Here is a 17,616-nt window from a genome sequence, read left to right as displayed (position 1 = left end):
TTAAGATAAATCATTTTTTTTAAGTATCCTCTTGCGAATTCGACTAAGTGACTCTGGTTTCACACCTAGGTAACTAGCTAATTGGTAATGTGCTACTCTGTTTATTAAGTCTGGTCTTGTTTTTAGCATATTCATATATCTTTCCTCTGGATTGGATGATTTAAATTCTGCAAAAGTTTCTTGATGCTTTGCAATCATTGCTTCAGCAATAACTCTCGATAATGATTCAAGCTCAGGGTATTTTTGAAATGTTTCCTTTTCTAGAACTGGATTACCTATACTTGCTATTACTTCTTCCGTACATTCTAAGTAAAAAGTGGAAGGGGTTCCTTTCCCGTAATTTGTAGGTGCAACTACTTGCTCTTCAGTATAAAATTCATTCGTAATTTCTTCACCATCTTTATAAAAGTAACTTCGAATGCAACCATTTAAAATAAAGTAACATTCATTCGAATGATCACCTTCCTTAAGTAAAACAGTTCCTTTTTCAAACACTTTAAAAAAAGTGTTTTCCCTGATTGCTTTCTCTAAATGTTTAGAAAATACAGTATATTTTGAAAGAAATTTTATAATTCTAGTCTCCAATTACTTCGTATTAAATTGCTACTTATTTTCAATAAACGCACAATTATAAAGATAATTGCATGTGAGAAATATACAAAAGAATCAACTCTAAATTCATCGTAATATTTCCTTATTCAAAAAGAAAATTTCATTAATTCAACTTAAATATGTTTTTGTTTACCTTTAAATTGTTGTGATTTGTACTCAAATTAAATAATCGAAATAAACATGAAATTAATCACAATCTTTTTGTTAATTTTCTTTTTCATAAGCTGTAAAAAGGAGAAAGTTACCTAAAAAAAAAAACAATTTTAATATTTTATCCGTTCATACTGGATTTGATTATGATATTACGGTTTTATATCCTGAAAATTTTGATGATACTAAGAAATATCAAACTGTATATTTCTTAGATGGAAAAAATTATCAAAATGAATTTTTTTCCATCATCAATTCTAAATATCGTAAGAACGTTGTGTTAGTGAGTGTATCGTACAAAAATCGAGATGAAAGAGATACAGACTTTACTTTTCCAGAACATAAGAAAGACTTTCCTATGGGAGGTTCTGTTGGCTATGGTGGAGCTAATAAATTCATTCTTTTTTTTAAAGATGAACTTGTGCCTCATATAGAGGTTGATTTGAAAATAAAACCCATAGAACGTTCTATTTATGGACATTCTTTAGGCGGATACTTTTGTTTATACGCAATGCTTCAAGACCAAATAGAATCTCCTTTCGACAACTATATAGCTGTTAGTACATCCCTTTTTTATGGAGATAGTTACTTGTTTGATTTAGAGCAAGAGTATTTTTTAAAGAATGATTCTTTATCTACTAAACTTTATTTTGGAACTGGAGACCTTGAGGCTACCGCACAGTTTATAGCATTTAGGGATATTTTGGAAAATAGGGGATATGGTGATTTTAAAATAAAAACTGAATTAATAAATAAAAGTGGACATAATAATACACAATCTACTGGTTTCATCAATGGTTTAAATTTCATCTTAAAATAATATCATGAAAAAATTTATATTATTTACATTTTGTCTAATAGAACAATTTTCATTTGGACAACAAATTAATAAAACGTCGTTTATATCAAAAACTAAATTTGAATTTACCACACAATCTCTCCTCTTTTTTAAACCAACTGGGTTTATGATCAGAGCAAAAAAGGAAATATTTAAAACGAATCACTTCGAAGCTCATGCTGGAATTGGTTTACGAACTTTTAATCTGAAGTTTAAAAAAGATGCGACATCCCTAGGTGACGAACAGCTTTATCGTTCGAGTGGATTCTCTATATTGACAGACTTTCAGTATTACCCCTTTAAATCAAAAGGTTTTTTTATTGGGATTGAACCATTTATTGGTGTCTCACGTTTAAAAACTAAGAGTAGTTTCAAAAAAACAGGATTAAATGTTGATGTAAAGCATGAATTTAGCACTAGTTTTTTTGATTATGGAACAAATCATTCTTTTGGCTATTCACTTAATAAATGGAGTTTAAGTGCAAACATAATGTTATCACACAGGGGACTGTATGTCTAGGTAATGGACAGAAAGCTCGTTTTTAATGTAGATTAGTAAAAAAAGCTAAAAATACTCCGTATAATAAACCTGTACAGAACTCAAAAAATCTTATCAAACTTTTGAACTTATCAGGTGAAATATAAAAAAGCTGTCTGAAATTACTTTCTGGACAGCCTCTTTTTTTTATTGGTAAATATAGAAGTTTAATTCTACAGTAAACACTCATCAGTTGTACAAGAACCATTATTTTCACCAGAGTTTTCTAAAGGCTTCTTAGTTTCACGGTAATTCTGTGTTAAAGCGGAGAAAAACGCTTCAACAGGTTGAGCACCTGATATAGCGTATTTATTATCTAAAACAAAATATGGGACTCCTGATATCCCAATATTTTTTGCTTCCTCAAAATCTTGCTTTACGGCATAGTCTAACTTATTTGAAAGAAGAACTTCTTGCGCTTCATCTTTGTCTATACAAAGTTGCTCTGCAAAAGATATTAAGAGCTGGTTATCAGCAATGTTTTTCCCTGTTTCAAATAAGGCCTGAAACAATAATTCTTCCATTTTATTATCCATTCCATATTTTTTTGCAAGATGCAATAGTTTATGGGCTTGAAAGGTATTAGCAACAAATGTTTTATCAAAATCAAAATTCACACCTGAATTTCTTCCCATATCTGTTAATTGTTGAAGAAATTCATCTTTTTTTTGGACTGAAAAACCCTTACTATGCATTAAATACTGTCCAAAAGTCATATTTTCAGAAGTATCTTTTAGTTCTGGATCCAACTGAAAACTTTTCCATTCGACCTCAACTTCTTTGGCAAAAGGTAGCTGCAATAATGCCTTTTCAAAATTATTCTTTGCTATATAGCAAAAGGGACACATAACGTCCGACCATATTTGTACTTTCATTGTCAATTTATTTTATTGTTACTTTACATTAAGGTTTTTCTTCCCTATACTTAATTTTGCATCATATTTTATTTGTGGAAGCAAGCCTTAGACATAGTCTTATAAAAAAAACGAAAAGACTTTTTTATATCAGAAGAGAGGTTTTTCCCAACTGGACATTTTGTTTTGGATGCTGTTTCTAAAATATTTTCCTTTTTTACATCAAAATCTTCTTCAAAAAATAAGAAGATTGAACAAGAATTTATTCTAGAATCATCATCACTCATTTCATAAGAAATTTCGCATTTTGTCACTGTGCTTTCAAAACCTTGCTTTCTTGCTTCGCAATCCACTGTCTCCATTAAACTTGAAGCATAAGAACTGATTAATAAATCTATAGGTGAATGGTCTATATTATATATTTTAAGAGTAGCTTCGTTTAAAGAGGTGTGTATTGAGGAAGAGTCTTTCCCAACATATTTTACATTTATTGTTTTACCCATTACTTTAGTTATTATGTTCTTTTAAGTAAATACTAAACCTCTTTATTTGTTAAAATTTTTACAGGATTTAGTATAGTTTGATAGCCTGGAGAGAATTTTCTGACATGTTCTATAATTTCATCATACTGGTCTTGTGTTCCGCTTCCTTCAACTTTAAAGTTGAATTGTAACTTTTCAAAACCAACGTTTACATCAGGGTCTAGATTTAAAAATCCTCTAAGATCTAATTCCCCAATAATATCTAATTGTACATTTCTTAATTCTATACCTTTTCCTGATGCTCCAGCTACAAATCCAACCATCATACAGCCAGCCATGCCGCCAAGAATATAATCCTGAGGATTAGGATTCTTGTCATTGCCAAGTAATTCTAAAGGTTCATCTATCAAATACTTAAATTGTGTAATTATTTTTTTTGACCCAACCTTTTTACTATGGGGTGTTATTTCGGTAGCAACACCATCTTGCCAATTGGCAGTAACGCCAAAAGTAGCTACTGCCTCAGAACTATTGCTTTTTACAAGGTCAATATAGTCTTGTAATGCTTTTAAATTTAGATTGTTTATCATAACTGTTAACTTTAATTTTATACTGGCAAAGTTAACTCGTATTAAAAAATAAATAAATGGACAAAACTGAAAATAGACTGTACTTATCGAATAGATTTTCGGAAATTGATAGGTGAAATTTCAGCGTGCTTTTTGAAATATCGGAAAAAATATGCGGGGTCTTTAAAGCCTATTCTATACGCTATCTCTTTAACAGATATATCCGAGTGGATAAGCAATCTTTTTGATTCTAAAATTTTACGTTCTTGTAAAATTTGTTTGGGCCGTTTTTGTAAGAGCTGTAATGTTAAGTTAGAAAGCGTTCGGGTTGAAACATTTAGTAAGGCTGAATATTGGCTGACTGTGAGGTTTTTATTAAAATTATCCTCTACTGCATTTATAAACTTTATTAACAAATTTCTCTTTTCATTATCAGGAAAAGGATTTCGACCGCTATCTAACTTTTCAAGCTGGTGTTTTCTTCGCTGTACCTGAATAAGAAATGCTTTTAAATATAACCGAAGTAATTCTTCTCTTCCGTAAGATTTTTTTTCAGCAAGTTCTAATCTCATTTGAGAAATATACTCGTCTAGCTTGTATTCCCAACCACTACCAATACAACAAGATGGAGTTTGATAAGGATTGTTGAATAAATTACATTTTAAGAAAAAATCGACATCATTATCTTTTTGGACTAAAAATGACTCTTCGAAATTAATAACAATACCATCACATTTGTTTAAAGATTTAAAAGAATGAACTTGATTTTTTGCAATAAAGAATAAAGCATTTTCAAAGACTTTGTATTCATTAAAATCTACCGTATATAAACCCATACCAGACTTAAACCAAATTATTTGATAAAAGTTCTGCGTATGTGAAACCCTTATGTCTTCTCCTCGTTGTTCAATGTAATCTGGCAAAGTATATATCTCAAACGGGAAGTTTTCCTGTATAATACTTAATTGATATTGTTGCATTTTTAATTGCTCCTTTAAAAAATTACATTAGTAAAAAAATGAATAATCATTGACTTGCAAAGGTGAAAAGAATTTAATAAAAAATCCAAATCATAAGAGTTGGAGGACTCAGTTTAAAGCTTTAAACTTTGGTTTAAGTACCAAATCCCATATCAATTATAGCCATTGTTGAACAAATCCCCTCTTACGTACAGAGACATTCCATGCTAAAATAATACAATTCTTACTTTTAATAGAACTAAAAATTAAGATAATGTATAAAAAAAAGTAAAACCAAACTTGAAGTTGCTTTAAGGGAGGCGCAAGGATTTGATAGTGTTTTAAAAACTGAGTAAACAGCGATCAACAATGTTGTGAAACTTTACAATTAACGACTAACTTTTTCATTGTCAACATTTACATAAAACTCCTTCTGTGAGGTTTTTTAAGCATATCATTTTTGGACTTCGCGAACTTTATAAAGTTTTAAACATGGCTGGTCACAAAGTGATGCTACCATAGATAAAATGAGATACAAAATTACCTATCATTCTCAGTAAATTGAAGGTAAAAGCTTACAGCTATATGCCCCAACATATTTAAACACTGCTTAACACTTTCAACGTAACACTGCGATAAAACAGTAGGTTAAGAAATACTTGACATACGTTTATGTGAAGCTAACTTTGATCGGAAAACAGTACTCATTCGACAGAAAAAAGGATTGAGTGATCGATATGTGCCCATTAGCGATCACTTGGCAAGAGGATTATAAAAGTACATTGAAAGTGAGCATCCACAAATGCATGTTTTTAACAGTTAACTCCAATAAAGGGGCTTTTAGACCACTTACTACATGAGCTATTAAGTGGTTAATAAAGGAATGTAAAAGTAAATACGAATGAACCAATGATTATTAAACACTTAAAAATCTTCCAAATGCGAGCTGGAAAAACAATTGCCGAAAAATTAGTAAAATCTCAATAAATCAACAGTTTTGAACCGAAATTGAATTAAAGCCAAAGAAAAACGTGTTAAATAGTCAAAATATCGAACCGTTTTCAATACATCAATCAAACCCAAATAAGCACTAAAGTTCTCGTTTTATCCATAGTGACTAAAAATGACTCTACCTATTCTAAGTTGCACTGAGGTATTCGAAGTCGAAGCAAACGGATCCGTCAACACAACATTCAGCGGTCTCCATTGATTACCGGCCTATCGGCGCGTCGAATCTTAGTTATTCGCAGTTATTTTTTATCGATTGTTCTTCTCGCTCTTTTTATTATTTTTTCAGTTTCTTTTGTTGTTGATTCCTTTTTCCAATTTTCACATAATTCAATCACAGAACTTGGTTCAGATTTACTCGCATCATTCAACCAATTTCCAACGCTATCTTGAACATATTTTGATTTATCAGACTTTAAATTTTCCAAAATAGGTAATGCGATTTTTGGATTTTCCTTTAATTGTTCAATGTGTTTATACCAAACACCTCTCGGTCTTGTACTTTCAGTTGTAAAGCGTCTTATATTTTCATTTTCGCTTTTTGTCCAACTACTTAAAATTTCGATAGATTTTTCTAAATATTCACCAATTTTCGGTCGTAAAGCCATCCACAGCACCTCTCGAACTCCAAAATGGTTATCTGCAATAAGCTTTTCAGATTGATTTAGCTTTTCAGATATATTTAAATTTTGATTTAAAGATTTAAGATACGGTGCGTAACAGCGAATAGAGTCAGACAAGTGAGAACTCAATTTGTCAAATATTGAATCAAATAATTTATCATCAGAATATAATTCGTAAAGCACTGAGCCAACTAATTTGATTGTATTCAATGTCGAAGGCTTTTTTTGATATTTTACTTTTTCTGAAATGAGTTTTATATTTTCTTGCGAAATTCCAATTTCTGTAAAATTTGCTTCAATAAGTTTTAAATGGTCTATCGCCAACCATTCCGTTAAATTAACCGTCTCAATTTTTCCGATATTAAGCAACTCTAACACTTCTAGTGGAATATCTTGGGCTTTTCTTGCTCCTTATCGATTAATTATTTCTTTATCCATTCTTTTTGGGTCAATTCTGAGTAACGTTTCCACAAATCACTTTTTTTAAACACTTTTAGATTAGTTTTATTTTACTCATTCTAGCATTTAAATTAGCGATTTGTTTTTGAAGCCCACTAATGTTTCGTTTTCTTTTTTGATTTAGGTATTCGTAAATAGTTAGAGGATTACAATGTTGATTTTTGAAAAGCATACTCCAAAGTATTGTTACAACTTTTTTGGTAGTAGCAAATAACGTAACAGATAGCCCTTTCATGTAAGCAATTCGATTAAAGAAGTTTGATAGATGTGTGTTTTTCTTTTCCGAATTTCAATTTATTAATATTTCTGAAATTTTCGATTCATTTTCTTTAATTAATGCCAAAGTTGCAGTGTGAAGTATTTTCTTTTTTTCTGTACAAAATACTAAAAAGAATAATCGTTAAAATATAAATTATACTAAAAACCATAGCATGAGTAAATTCATCATAGACATCTGTAACATATAAGAATGTGCCTCCAAAATGATTATTACTTGTATGCAGTATTAAACCTATAAAAATTGATTTACTGTTTAACCCATAGTAACCAATCATTAGTGCAAGAGCAATACACATTAGTGGAGTTGTAACAAAGGCTTCAAGAATAGGACTATCGGGTAGATTATAACCTTGCAAAGAAAGCGGGAGGTGCCAAATTCCCCATATCAAGCCAAGAAATATCAAGCCTTTCAATCCTCCAAACGTTTTAATTAATTTTTTTTGCAAATACCCCCTCCAGGCAATTTCTTCTCCCATTATGAGAAAAAGCATAAGTGGATACCCTAGAATAAGACCTAAAACCATTTCATTAACAGAACCTAATTTACCCCAATTTGGAACACTCCTGATTTCAAGCGCATATTGGATAGATAGAACAATTCCGAAATAGATGAATGGCGTTATAAATGCCCCTATAGAAGGCTTCAATTTTGGTTTAACAAATTGTAATTCTTTCCAACGACCACTTTCTAATTTGTTCAAAATTATGACAATAATAGCAGGTAGCATTGAAAAAATAAGTGTTGATATACCAAAAGCGAGTTCATTATCACTATTGAATAAAGAAAAAGCAGTGAATCCGAATAGCCATGATACCCCTAAAATCCAACCAGTAGCCCTGATGGCTTTTTGCCTGTCCGAAAGTAAGCCACCCAAGGGCTTGGAGATTTCATCGACCTCTTTTACAGGTGTTTTAAATAGCTCTGTATTTTCAATAGCAGCTTTTACAGAATTAACAAAATCAGCTTTGCTGTCGACATGAAGTAATAGTGTTATAAACCTTTTTTTCAAACCATACAATCCTATCAATGTGTTTTCATATTTTAATCGGATAATCACATTGTGACTTTCCAATGCGCCTAAAAATGACAATTTTCTAGTTTCTTTATTTAATTCAATGTCTTTTGAGGAGACTTCAATGTCATCAATATCTTTTAAGTCAATAGTTGTTTCGTTCATAATCCCATATCGAAGAAAAAGCTTATTACTTTCAATAGATATCGGTCTTTTAGAAAGTGCTTTTGCAAATCCCAAAACTTGAATCGCTGTGTATAAACTTAGTACTGTAAGAATCCAAGCAAAAATCAGACTCCATTTTGCAAGTAAAAAATGAAGGGCAATTGTTTCAATTCCTATAACCATAATAAATCCTCCGAGTAATGCAGGCGTAGAACTTTCCTTATGATAGGTGAATTCGTTGCTATTAATCACCCTTTTTTTCCAATTAATAAACCCGTAATAAAACACAGCGACTTCTGTAACAAAGGGGAGTACAAGCTTTTTAGGGAGAATTTCACTGCATACACTTTTTAGCGTATCATAAAAGTCAGGTGTAACACTTTTTAGTTTTTTGTATGTCTTAAGCGCTTTTCGCACTTTAATTATTACAAAGGTCAAAATGGAAAATTCAATTACTGGTAAAGCCCAATTTTTAAATAAGTCTAAATAGGTCTGACTTTCTTTTTCCAAAAAATATGACCCAAGTATGAGTCCTACTAACATAACCGGTATTACTGTTGTATTTGGGATTTTGGATTTTCGAATGAGTAGAAAATAAATAAGCGGAACAACGAACAATAGGTCAGCCGTAATTGCTAAATTCAAAGTATCATTCCCATTTATAAGTAGAGATTTTATCAAAAAAACTAAAATTCCATACAGTGATAATGAAACCCCGAGAATGACAATATTTCTCTTGATATTTAGTGTTGTATTCATTTAAATCGTTTTTATAATTTCAGAAATTTATTTTGACTAATTGTGTTTCACTATATTTTCAGTTTCCATTTATATTTTAGTTTTAATAAAGCAAAACTGAATACAGACAGCAATACAAGTAAAGCTGGCAGGATATCGACTAAATTGTGAATATCTGTTTTAAATAATGATGGTGTAGTAACAGAAGCCCCTGAAGCGCTTAAAATGATAGCAACGAATAGATTATTTCCTGTATGGATTCCTATAGGTATCTCTAATCCATTATCGACTATGGCAATATAACCCATCACAAAGCTAAAGATTAAATAAGCGGGGATAATTGTTAAAAAGCCATTTTTGAATTCAGGGTTGAAAGCATGACTTATTGCGAATAAGATGGTAATGATTAATAATGTTATCCATTTCTTATTCGTCAAACGGTAAATTCCTTGCATCAGAAAACCTCTATAGAATATTTCTTCTACAGCTGTTTGTATTGGCACCAATATGATTGCTATAATAGCTAGAGGAATGAATTTATCAACTTCAAAATTGTAGATATACTTATCTGAATCTAATAGCAGAAAGATAAGCATAAATGCCACGACAAACCAGATTACCAGACCAAATAAAAATCGATTAAAATCAAATTTATTTCGAGTCGTTATAAAGCTTAAAGTAGTTCTTTTATGAATAATTGGCAGTAACCATATAATCACAAAAAAAGCAAAGATAAACATGGTTAAAAGGAGCAGAAAAAAAGTATTTTCTGATATTCCTAATGCTGAAAAATTTGTATTTTCCATATATTCCAAAAATTTTTCATCACTAATTCCTAAATCTTTCTTTTTGTAATATGAGAAAAGTGTGAGCGGAATTTGACCAAACGAAAATGCTGCGAGAATACTAATAATTGCTAATAGGTATTTCCACCATCTATTATCTCCATGATTTGCTTGTGCAATAAATTTATTCGTATTTTTCATAGTACAAAACTATGCAGAACTCAAGTCTTGATCGTCTCATGGCAAGCCGTGAGACCTATTTATTCAAATTTTTTACGTATTCATTTGGAGAAACACCTTCTTTTTGTTTGAAAATTCTATTAAACGATGCTTTAGAATTGAACCCAGATTCAAAAGCAAGAGCAAGAATGGTTTTCTCTTTTATTTCTCCCTTTTCTACCTTAGTTTTAAATGCTTCAAGGCGGTACATATTCATTAAATCATAAAATGAAGTATTCATACACTGATTTAATAGATAAGACACTTTTTTAGACGAAACATTTATGTGCTGAGAAAGAATATTAAGGTTTATGTCTTCCATTTTAAATAATTCTTTTTCGTTTAAAATGGTTATTAATTGCCGTTTTAATTCTTGATATTCCTCAGTTTGACAAAGAATTATTTTAGCATCTGGTTCAATGGAAGTTTTTAGTTCATCAAGGTCTTCACTTAATCTTTTTTGAGTAAGACCATAGTATCCTAAAAACCAAATGAGTACTAATAAGAACAATGTATTAACCACGGGAACTTCTTTAAAACCAATAGTTAAGGTGATTAGTCCTGAGATAGAATCTAAGATTAAAACAACAAACAATCCTATGATGAGAATGTTAATCCAAAAAAGATCTTTATTTGCAAGATTGGAGTAAAATTGTTTTAATTTTTTTGTTGATTTCAATTGATACTTGATCAAAACAACGAGATAATAAAATAAATGAATAAAACTAAAGCCTAATGAAACAATAAGAATAATGGCATAAGCTTCTTCGTTAAGAATAAAATAGGATAAAATTATTAAAAATAAAATCACAAGAAATGGAATATATTTTTTCCGTTTTTCAAATAGTTTTTGACGACCAGAATTAAAAAAATGAAATGCATATTCATACAATAATGGACCAAAAAGAATTAAGGCGAAGCATGTAAATGGTATAATGGTCAAAATCCATTTTTCATTGTTAATCAAGGATAAGTTATATGACAGAAAGAGTGGAACAAAGGCCAATAATATTATGATGAGTAAGATATTTGATTTATTCTTTAAAAAATTACCTAAAAATAAAGTAATCAAGAAAGCAGTTATACTGATGCCTGCGACTGTAAGAATACTGCTAATCAATTCCATAATTATTTATGACTTATAATAATTATTAATACCACATAGAATGTAAAACACCTTCATTTCTTTTTAACAAATGTAAAATTTTGTGTCATATATTTTTATTTTTTATCCAAAAAACTGGCACCACTAGGGTAACTTAAATAGAATTAATTTCAATGTATCAATTAAGAAAAAAGGTATGTTTTTCAAATAATATGATTCAAATATATAGTAACTTCGAAAAAGTACCGTTTAAAACAGCAAGTTGGATTTCGAACTATTTATTTAAATTATTGAACCCTCATTAAATTTACCAGTTGGTACAAAAGAATTCAATCTTAAGCGGAACAACACTGTTTGAGAGTTCAATAATCATTAGATAAAGGTTTATATAAAGACCTTTGCACTAATAATCGGGAGGATAATTTGTTCGAGTTGCTTCACTGAAACCGCTTGTAATAATTTAAAATCCCCAAAAAAGAGTTCAAAAACTCTATTTTTTACACAAATAAACTTTATTAAGTGTACTGTAATATATACTATTAAAAGTTGGATCATTCAATCACATTGGTATAAGACAAATTATGCAAACACTTGTTATGATAAATAATAGATGATTCAATATTATCAATATATTTAAAATCCGATAGTTCATCCAAGATAAAAGACCTAAGCGTATTAGGATTCTCCACTGCGACATGGAGCATAAAATTAGTTTCGCCAGCTAAATGATAAAATCTAACAATACCTTTTAAAGTGTGTAATTTTTGAATAAAAGAGTTTACAACCTCTCTTTCATGCTTTTTTAAACGAACTCTAATTAACACCTCAATATTAAACCCTAGCTTTTCCAAATTTAAACTCGCATTGAATGCCTTAAAAAAATTACTTTTTGTCAATTTTTTTAACCTTTCGTGGCAAGTAGAAGGAGCTATATCCAATTCTACTGCTAACTCTTTGTTTGATAGTCGTGCATTATTCTGTAATAACTTTAAAATTTGAATATCCTTTTGATCTAATCTCATACTTTGTCTTTTTACCGAATATATTTCGCTAAAATAAACATTTAGCGGTGTATAATTTGAAGTTTTGTTTAAAAAAAAGAAATTTGTACAGGGTTTAGTATAGAATAATACAAATTATGTATTAAAAACTTTTCAAAAGAAAAATATGATTAATGGTTTAAATTTAGAGGCATTAGCAGCCTACAAAGAAACTGTCAAAAAAAATGCTAAAAATGGATTATACAAAAGTAGTGTGAATGCTACATGGGTAAAAGGAACATTAGTAGAGGTTAAAACAAATAACCTTATGTTGGGGGATGAGCAAATTTCCCATGATTATTCTTTTACCATTGATGAGCCAGAACAGTTATTAGGACGACATTCAATGCCAACACCACAAGATTATTTATTAGGTGGATTATCTGGTTATATGATAGTCACATTTGTTGCTATGTACTCTACAAAGAGTATTGATTTAAAATCTGTGAAATTAGATATCAAATCAGGACTAGATTTACAAGGTTTTTTAGGAATCAATGAAAACTCATCAGTTGGTTTCGAAGCTATTGAATATGCTTTTACAGTAAAAGGAAATGGAACAGAGAGTCAATTCCAAGAAGCTGCAGAAGAAGTTATGAAATACTCTCCTAATTATGCAACCATGGCGAACAAAGTAAAAATGGTGGCTATTTTAAACATTTTACCAGAATAAAGATTCAAAATACTCCTAAGCGCTTTAGCGTGAAAATTACTATTTGGTCGGATATTAGATGCCCTTTTTGTTACGTAGCAAAAAGGAGATTAGAAAATGCAATCTCCGAATTTGAACATAAAGAAAAAGTTACGCTCGAATGGAAAAGTTTTGAACTAGACCCAAGCCTAGAAACAAATTTAAATATAGACACCCTTGATCATTATATAAGTAGAGGTGCTATAAGACAAAAGATTACAGGTTTGTTTAATAATACCGCCAATATGGGGAAGGAAATTGGAATAGATTTTAACTTCAATGACATTGTTGTTGCAAATTCTTTCATGGCTCATAAGCTAGTTCACGCTTCAAAAAAAATCAATAAACAAAATGAAGCCAAAGAACTCCTATTAAAAGCCTACTTTACAGATGGGAAAAATATAGATGATCTTAATGTTTTACTAAAAATCGGAGATGAATTAGGCTTTGTGCAAGAGGAGCTAAGAACCAGTTTAAAAGAAAATACATTCGACAATCGAGTTCGAGAGGATCAAAAAATGGCGGCTGAACTAGGTATTTCAGGTGTGCCTTTCTTTGTATTCAATGATCAACATGCATTTTCAGGAGCTCAATCGGAACAAGTATTTTTGGACACCTTAAAAAAAGCATTTATTAATTAGTCTCCTATCTTTTACAAAAGAACATTAATTGTTCTATTACACATGACTGTATTCCTAAACGCAAATAAAATCTTTATGAAAACTTCTAAATCAATCTTTTTTAAAGTCTTATTTACGTTAATATTATCCATTTACTCTAGTAGTATTTTCAAAATATTACATTAAAAAAAAGCCTATAATGAATGAATTATTTGTATTCGGTCTTTTGGTCTTCACCTCGTTTTTTACCCTAATTAATCCATTAGGTACAATGCCTATTTTTTTGACTATGACGAAAGACATAGATCTACAAAACCGTAATAAAACGGCTAAAAAAGCATCTGCAGTCTCTTTTGTAACAATTGTAATGTTTGCATTTTCAGGGCAACTCTTGTTTAATTTTTTTGGGATATCTGTTAATAGCTTTCGTATTGTAGGCGGTGTGATTTTCTTTCTGATGGGAATGGATATGCTCCAAGCAAGATTAGGTAAAGTAAAAATAAAAGAGTCTGAGGTTAAAACCTATGTAAATGATATATCCATAACTCCATTAGCTATCCCTATGATTTATGGGCCTGGAGCTTTAACAAATGCAATTGTAATGATGGAGGACGCAAACACTTTCAACAAAAAAAATGTTTTAGTATTAGCCTTATTTATGGTAATTGTTTTGACTTATATTATTCTATATAGCTCTTCAAAAATAATTAAAATACTAGGAGAAACAGGTAATAATGTAATGATGAGATTAATGGGGCTGATTGTGATGGTAATTGCAGTGGAATTTTTTTTTGCAGGTTTAAAACCAATACTATTGGATATTCTAACATCTTAATAATTAGAAGTATACTTCCCGTTCTTATCCAATACTATTCTTAAACTCAGAGGGAGACATATTCGTTTTTAATTTAAAAATACGGTAAAACGTTGCTCTAGATTTAAAGCCACACTCAAACGCTATGGCTTCAATGGTGAAATTTTTATACTTCCCAAGCTTTACGGCTTCCTTAAAAGCTTCTATTCTGCAATTGTTAATATAATCATAAAAGGTAACATTCATATAATCGTTAAGAAGCATTGATAGTTTTTTATCCGAAATCATTAAGAAATCAGCCAGTTTACTTAAGGTCAATTCAGTATCTAAATAGGGTTTTCTATCCAATAAAACCCTTTGAAGCTTAAGCTCTAATAGTCGAAATTGTTCTTCATTATCTTCACTTACTGATTGTATTATTCCTTTAGGTTGAGAATTCACAGTATCTTCCAATAAGAATTGTGGTACCAAAACTTTTGATTGATTTAAACCAAAATAGGCCGCATAAACAATTGAAATGACCAATAAAGCCATAACAATATTTTGAGTTCTTCCATTAATATCAAATATTCCAAGAGATAAAGCAAAAACAAAGTCAATAAAAATTACCCCCATTGCGGCAACCAATAAGTATCTCACCCAAATAAAATTATTGTGTGTAATTTCTGAATTACTACATTTTAAAACCTTTTTTAAGCGGAGAAAAGTGCGAAAGCAGAGAATTAAATAAGAAAATAAGATGATGTCGGAGATTATCCGTACGATAAAGTTAAAGTTGTACAGAATATTTAGATGACCCAGAAAAAATTTTTTTGATTGTAAAGCAATCAGTGTTGGAATGGAATATAATATTAAAAAGAGGATCATTGGAATAAAAACAATCCAATACTTTTTCAAAACTACTTTATCGTCATAGAATAAGGATTTAATATATAAAAATAATAATCCTCCCAAAAGAAATTTTGAAATGCTAGCTGGTATAAAAGTAATCAGACTTAATAAATCTATTTTATGAAGTATCGCATAAGCGTCTAAAAGAACTATTATTATAACGCTGAAAAACAACATCAACAATCTATGCGGCATAGATTTAATACTTAATCTATATAGCATGATTATATAGATCCCAGATATTATTATACCCAGGATAAACAAAAAGTCATACAATAAGTTCATGGATTTTTAGATTGCTACTCATTAAATAAAATTACACTCTGCGTGCCGATTACAAATAAATACTCGCCACTAAATTTACACTATTTTTTAAGCCCTTCTTCCTCTAGAGGTCTAATACTTCCGATTTTAATTCTTTTGTCCGTTTTTCTTTCTCTATTGACATTATTTTCTGTCTCATTACATCCAATAAGACATTCCAATATCAATTACATTCGATTTTAACATTGCCGCATAGTATTTTTGTCAAAAAAAACAGAAACCATGAAAAAAGTACTACTACTATTTATCATTGCAATTTTTTGTCTCAACTGTAAAAAAAAACCTATTTTTAAGGGAGAGGCTATAGAGTATACCGAAGACTTAACTGGATCAGGTTTTAAATCATCTCAATTAGATGAACTCACCTATACTTTAGATAAAGATTATAATACAACCTCAATGATGATACTATATAATGGTAAATCTATTTACGAATATGGAGACACTAAGGCAATTAGCTATATGGCATCTTGCAGAAAGAGCATTTGCAGTATGCTCTATGGAAAATATATTGATAATGGTACTATTGATTTGAACGAAACTATTGGAGATTTAGGAATTGATGAAGCTGATGGTTTATTACCCATTGAAAAACAAGCGACAGTACGAGATGTTTTGATGGCTAAATCAGGTGTTTTTTATGAGCCAGCAAATGGTGGTTATGATTCAAAAAATGCGAAACCTCGCGGTAGTGTTGAACCAGGAGATTATTTTCTGTATAACAACTGGGATTTTAATGTAGCAGGACATATTTTAGAATTAAAAAGTGGGAATGATATTTACCAAGAAATAGAAGATCAATTAGCTAGACCACTTGGGTTTCAGGACTGGAATATTAAAAATCAAAGCAAATCAAGTACAAAAAAAGGGAAATCACAATATCCAGCCTATCATATCTATATATCAACTCGAGATATGGCTAAAATTGGTCAATTAATGTTGAATAAGGGAGTTTGGAAAGGACAGCAATTAATTTCTAATTCGTGGATTGATGAGAGTACTGCTATCCATACACCATCAGATACTCTGCTCGCTCGTTATAATAATCCAGATGATCAACAATTTGCTTATGGTTATTACTGGTGGCTCTTTGCAAATAATGACTATTCCGACCTTGATGGAGCTTATCAGGCTGATGGCTACGGTGGGCAATATATTACAATTATTCCGAAAAGAGAATTAGTTGTTGTACATAAGGTAAAGTTCCCACTACTTGTTTCTGCTGGTATAAAAAAAGGTGGAAGTGCAGATGTAAGCGGAAGACAGTACAATGATCTAATTCACAACTTAATGAAATACTAATTATGAAACAATTTACAAGTTCCTTATTTATTCTATTTTTTACATTGTCCGTTAATGCGCAGAAACAATGGAGCGTTTATTCAGAATTGCTAGGTTCTGGAGAAATATACTCATTAAATGGAACCTATCAATTTACAAAGTGTCCCAGCATAGGTATTCGGCTTGGGGCAATGTATATTAAAGATTTTGATCCTACGATTCGTACAATTCATCACTTAAATTATATTTTTGGCTCTCGTCATGCTGTTGAATTTGGCATTGGTGTTACTACTAATATTAGATTTCGCCCTAGCTTGGTAAAGGGAAGTATACTTCCTTCAGCCACTATTATGTACAGATACCAAGGTAACGGGGGGTGGTTTTTTCGTGGCGGAATTACTCCTACCTTGACAGGCTACAATCACAAAAGTAATACGTTTAATATAAAACCTCTCCATTATCTATATCCTGGAATTGGGTTTGGATACAGTTTTGGCAAATAAGTATTAATCTAATTGTAACTGTGTATACAATCCTTAAATTAAACTTAAAGGATTGT

General features: G+C 30.5%; 18 protein-coding genes. 7 read left to right on the top strand and 11 right to left on the bottom strand.

All coding sequences use genetic code 11. The features are described 5' to 3' along the window. Entirely contained in the window at positions 1–585 is a 585-nt protein-coding gene (locus T367_RS0103635; protein ID WP_027418630.1) for a Crp/Fnr family transcriptional regulator, read from the bottom strand. Between the two features lie 295 nt (positions 586–880). On the opposite strand from T367_RS0103635, the gene T367_RS0103630 reads away from it, so the two are divergent. Together T367_RS0103630 and T367_RS0103625 are read left to right on the top strand one after the other, a co-directional pair. After that, positions 881–1,582: an alpha/beta hydrolase gene (locus T367_RS0103630; protein ID WP_084274294.1), complete on the top strand. Its 702-nt coding sequence runs from the start codon at positions 881–883 to the stop codon at positions 1,580–1,582. Between the two features lie 4 nt (positions 1,583–1,586). Further along, complete coding sequence (locus tag T367_RS0103625) at positions 1,587–2,120, top strand: hypothetical protein (protein ID WP_027418628.1); 534 nt, start codon at positions 1,587–1,589, stop codon at positions 2,118–2,120. 191 nt (positions 2,121–2,311) lie between these two features. Here the strand turns inward: T367_RS0103625 and T367_RS0103620 are convergent, their stop codons facing one another. The 9 genes from T367_RS0103620 to T367_RS21240 form a co-directional block, all read right to left on the bottom strand. Then, on the bottom strand, positions 2,312–3,013 hold the full coding sequence (locus T367_RS0103620) for a DsbA family oxidoreductase (protein WP_027418627.1): 702 nt from the start codon (positions 3,011–3,013) through the stop codon (positions 2,312–2,314). Between the two features lie 68 nt (positions 3,014–3,081). After that, the gene (locus tag T367_RS0103615; RefSeq protein ID WP_027418626.1) at positions 3,082–3,495 is read right to left on the bottom strand and encodes an OsmC family protein; all 414 of its coding nucleotides are present in this window, start codon (positions 3,493–3,495) and stop codon (positions 3,082–3,084) included. Positions 3,496–3,527: 32 nt separating this feature from the next. Beyond that, positions 3,528–4,064, bottom strand: coding sequence for an OsmC family protein (locus tag T367_RS0103610; protein WP_035842281.1), 537 nt, complete (start codon positions 4,062–4,064; stop codon positions 3,528–3,530). Positions 4,065–4,147: 83 nt separating this feature from the next. After that, complete coding sequence (locus T367_RS0103605) at positions 4,148–5,023, bottom strand: helix-turn-helix domain-containing protein (RefSeq protein WP_027418624.1); 876 nt, start codon at positions 5,021–5,023, stop codon at positions 4,148–4,150. Between the two features lie 1,229 nt (positions 5,024–6,252). Next, the gene (locus T367_RS21250) at positions 6,253–7,011 is read right to left on the bottom strand and encodes a DNA alkylation repair protein (RefSeq protein ID WP_316930846.1); all 759 of its coding nucleotides are present in this window, start codon (positions 7,009–7,011) and stop codon (positions 6,253–6,255) included. A 410-nt stretch (positions 7,012–7,421) separates the two neighbouring features. Next, complete coding sequence (locus tag T367_RS24465) at positions 7,422–9,308, bottom strand: CPBP family intramembrane glutamic endopeptidase (RefSeq protein WP_072032152.1); 1,887 nt, start codon at positions 9,306–9,308, stop codon at positions 7,422–7,424. A gap of 50 nt (positions 9,309–9,358) precedes the next feature. Continuing rightward, positions 9,359–10,273, bottom strand: a complete 915-nt coding sequence (locus T367_RS0103585; protein WP_027418622.1) for a CPBP family intramembrane glutamic endopeptidase — start codon at positions 10,271–10,273, stop codon at positions 9,359–9,361. Positions 10,274–10,328: 55 nt separating this feature from the next. After that, the gene (locus tag T367_RS0103580) at positions 10,329–11,417 is read right to left on the bottom strand and encodes a helix-turn-helix domain-containing protein (protein WP_084274293.1); all 1,089 of its coding nucleotides are present in this window, start codon (positions 11,415–11,417) and stop codon (positions 10,329–10,331) included. A gap of 530 nt (positions 11,418–11,947) precedes the next feature. After that, the gene (locus T367_RS21240) at positions 11,948–12,418 is read right to left on the bottom strand and encodes an Lrp/AsnC family transcriptional regulator (RefSeq protein WP_051568325.1); all 471 of its coding nucleotides are present in this window, start codon (positions 12,416–12,418) and stop codon (positions 11,948–11,950) included. Positions 12,419–12,563: 145 nt separating this feature from the next. Between T367_RS21240 and T367_RS21235 the strand changes: the two genes are divergently transcribed. The 3 genes from T367_RS21235 (at position 12,564) to T367_RS0103550 (ending at position 14,582) form a co-directional block, all read left to right on the top strand. Further along, on the top strand, positions 12,564–13,109 hold the full coding sequence (locus T367_RS21235; protein WP_035842279.1) for an OsmC family protein: 546 nt from the start codon (positions 12,564–12,566) through the stop codon (positions 13,107–13,109). A 29-nt stretch (positions 13,110–13,138) separates the two neighbouring features. After that, positions 13,139–13,768 carry a DsbA family oxidoreductase gene (locus T367_RS0103555; RefSeq protein WP_027418619.1) on the top strand — a complete coding sequence of 210 codons (630 nt, stop codon included), beginning with the start codon at positions 13,139–13,141 and terminating at the stop codon, positions 13,766–13,768. A 178-nt stretch (positions 13,769–13,946) separates the two neighbouring features. After that, a complete protein-coding gene (locus T367_RS0103550; protein WP_027418618.1) occupies positions 13,947–14,582 on the top strand; it encodes a MarC family protein in 636 nt (211 codons plus the stop codon). 24 nt (positions 14,583–14,606) lie between these two features. Here the strand turns inward: T367_RS0103550 and T367_RS24630 are convergent, their stop codons facing one another. After that, on the bottom strand, positions 14,607–15,737 hold the full coding sequence (locus T367_RS24630; RefSeq protein ID WP_084274291.1) for a helix-turn-helix domain-containing protein: 1,131 nt from the start codon (positions 15,735–15,737) through the stop codon (positions 14,607–14,609). 261 nt (positions 15,738–15,998) lie between these two features. Between T367_RS24630 and T367_RS21230 the strand changes: the two genes are divergently transcribed. Together T367_RS21230 and T367_RS0103535 are read left to right on the top strand one after the other, a co-directional pair. Next, positions 15,999–17,078 carry a serine hydrolase domain-containing protein gene (locus T367_RS21230; RefSeq protein ID WP_051568324.1) on the top strand — a complete coding sequence of 360 codons (1,080 nt, stop codon included), beginning with the start codon at positions 15,999–16,001 and terminating at the stop codon, positions 17,076–17,078. 2 nt (positions 17,079–17,080) lie between these two features. After that, complete coding sequence (locus tag T367_RS0103535) at positions 17,081–17,560, top strand: hypothetical protein (protein ID WP_027418616.1); 480 nt, start codon at positions 17,081–17,083, stop codon at positions 17,558–17,560. Positions 17,561–17,616: the final 56 nt, after the last annotated feature.

The sequence above is a fragment of the Crocinitomix catalasitica ATCC 23190 genome, assembly GCF_000621625.1.
Classification (GTDB): Bacteria; Bacteroidota; Bacteroidia; order Flavobacteriales_D; family Crocinitomicaceae; genus Crocinitomix; species Crocinitomix catalasitica.
Note: the sequence above shows the minus strand (reverse complement) of the source record. Positions and strands in the feature narration are given on the sequence as shown.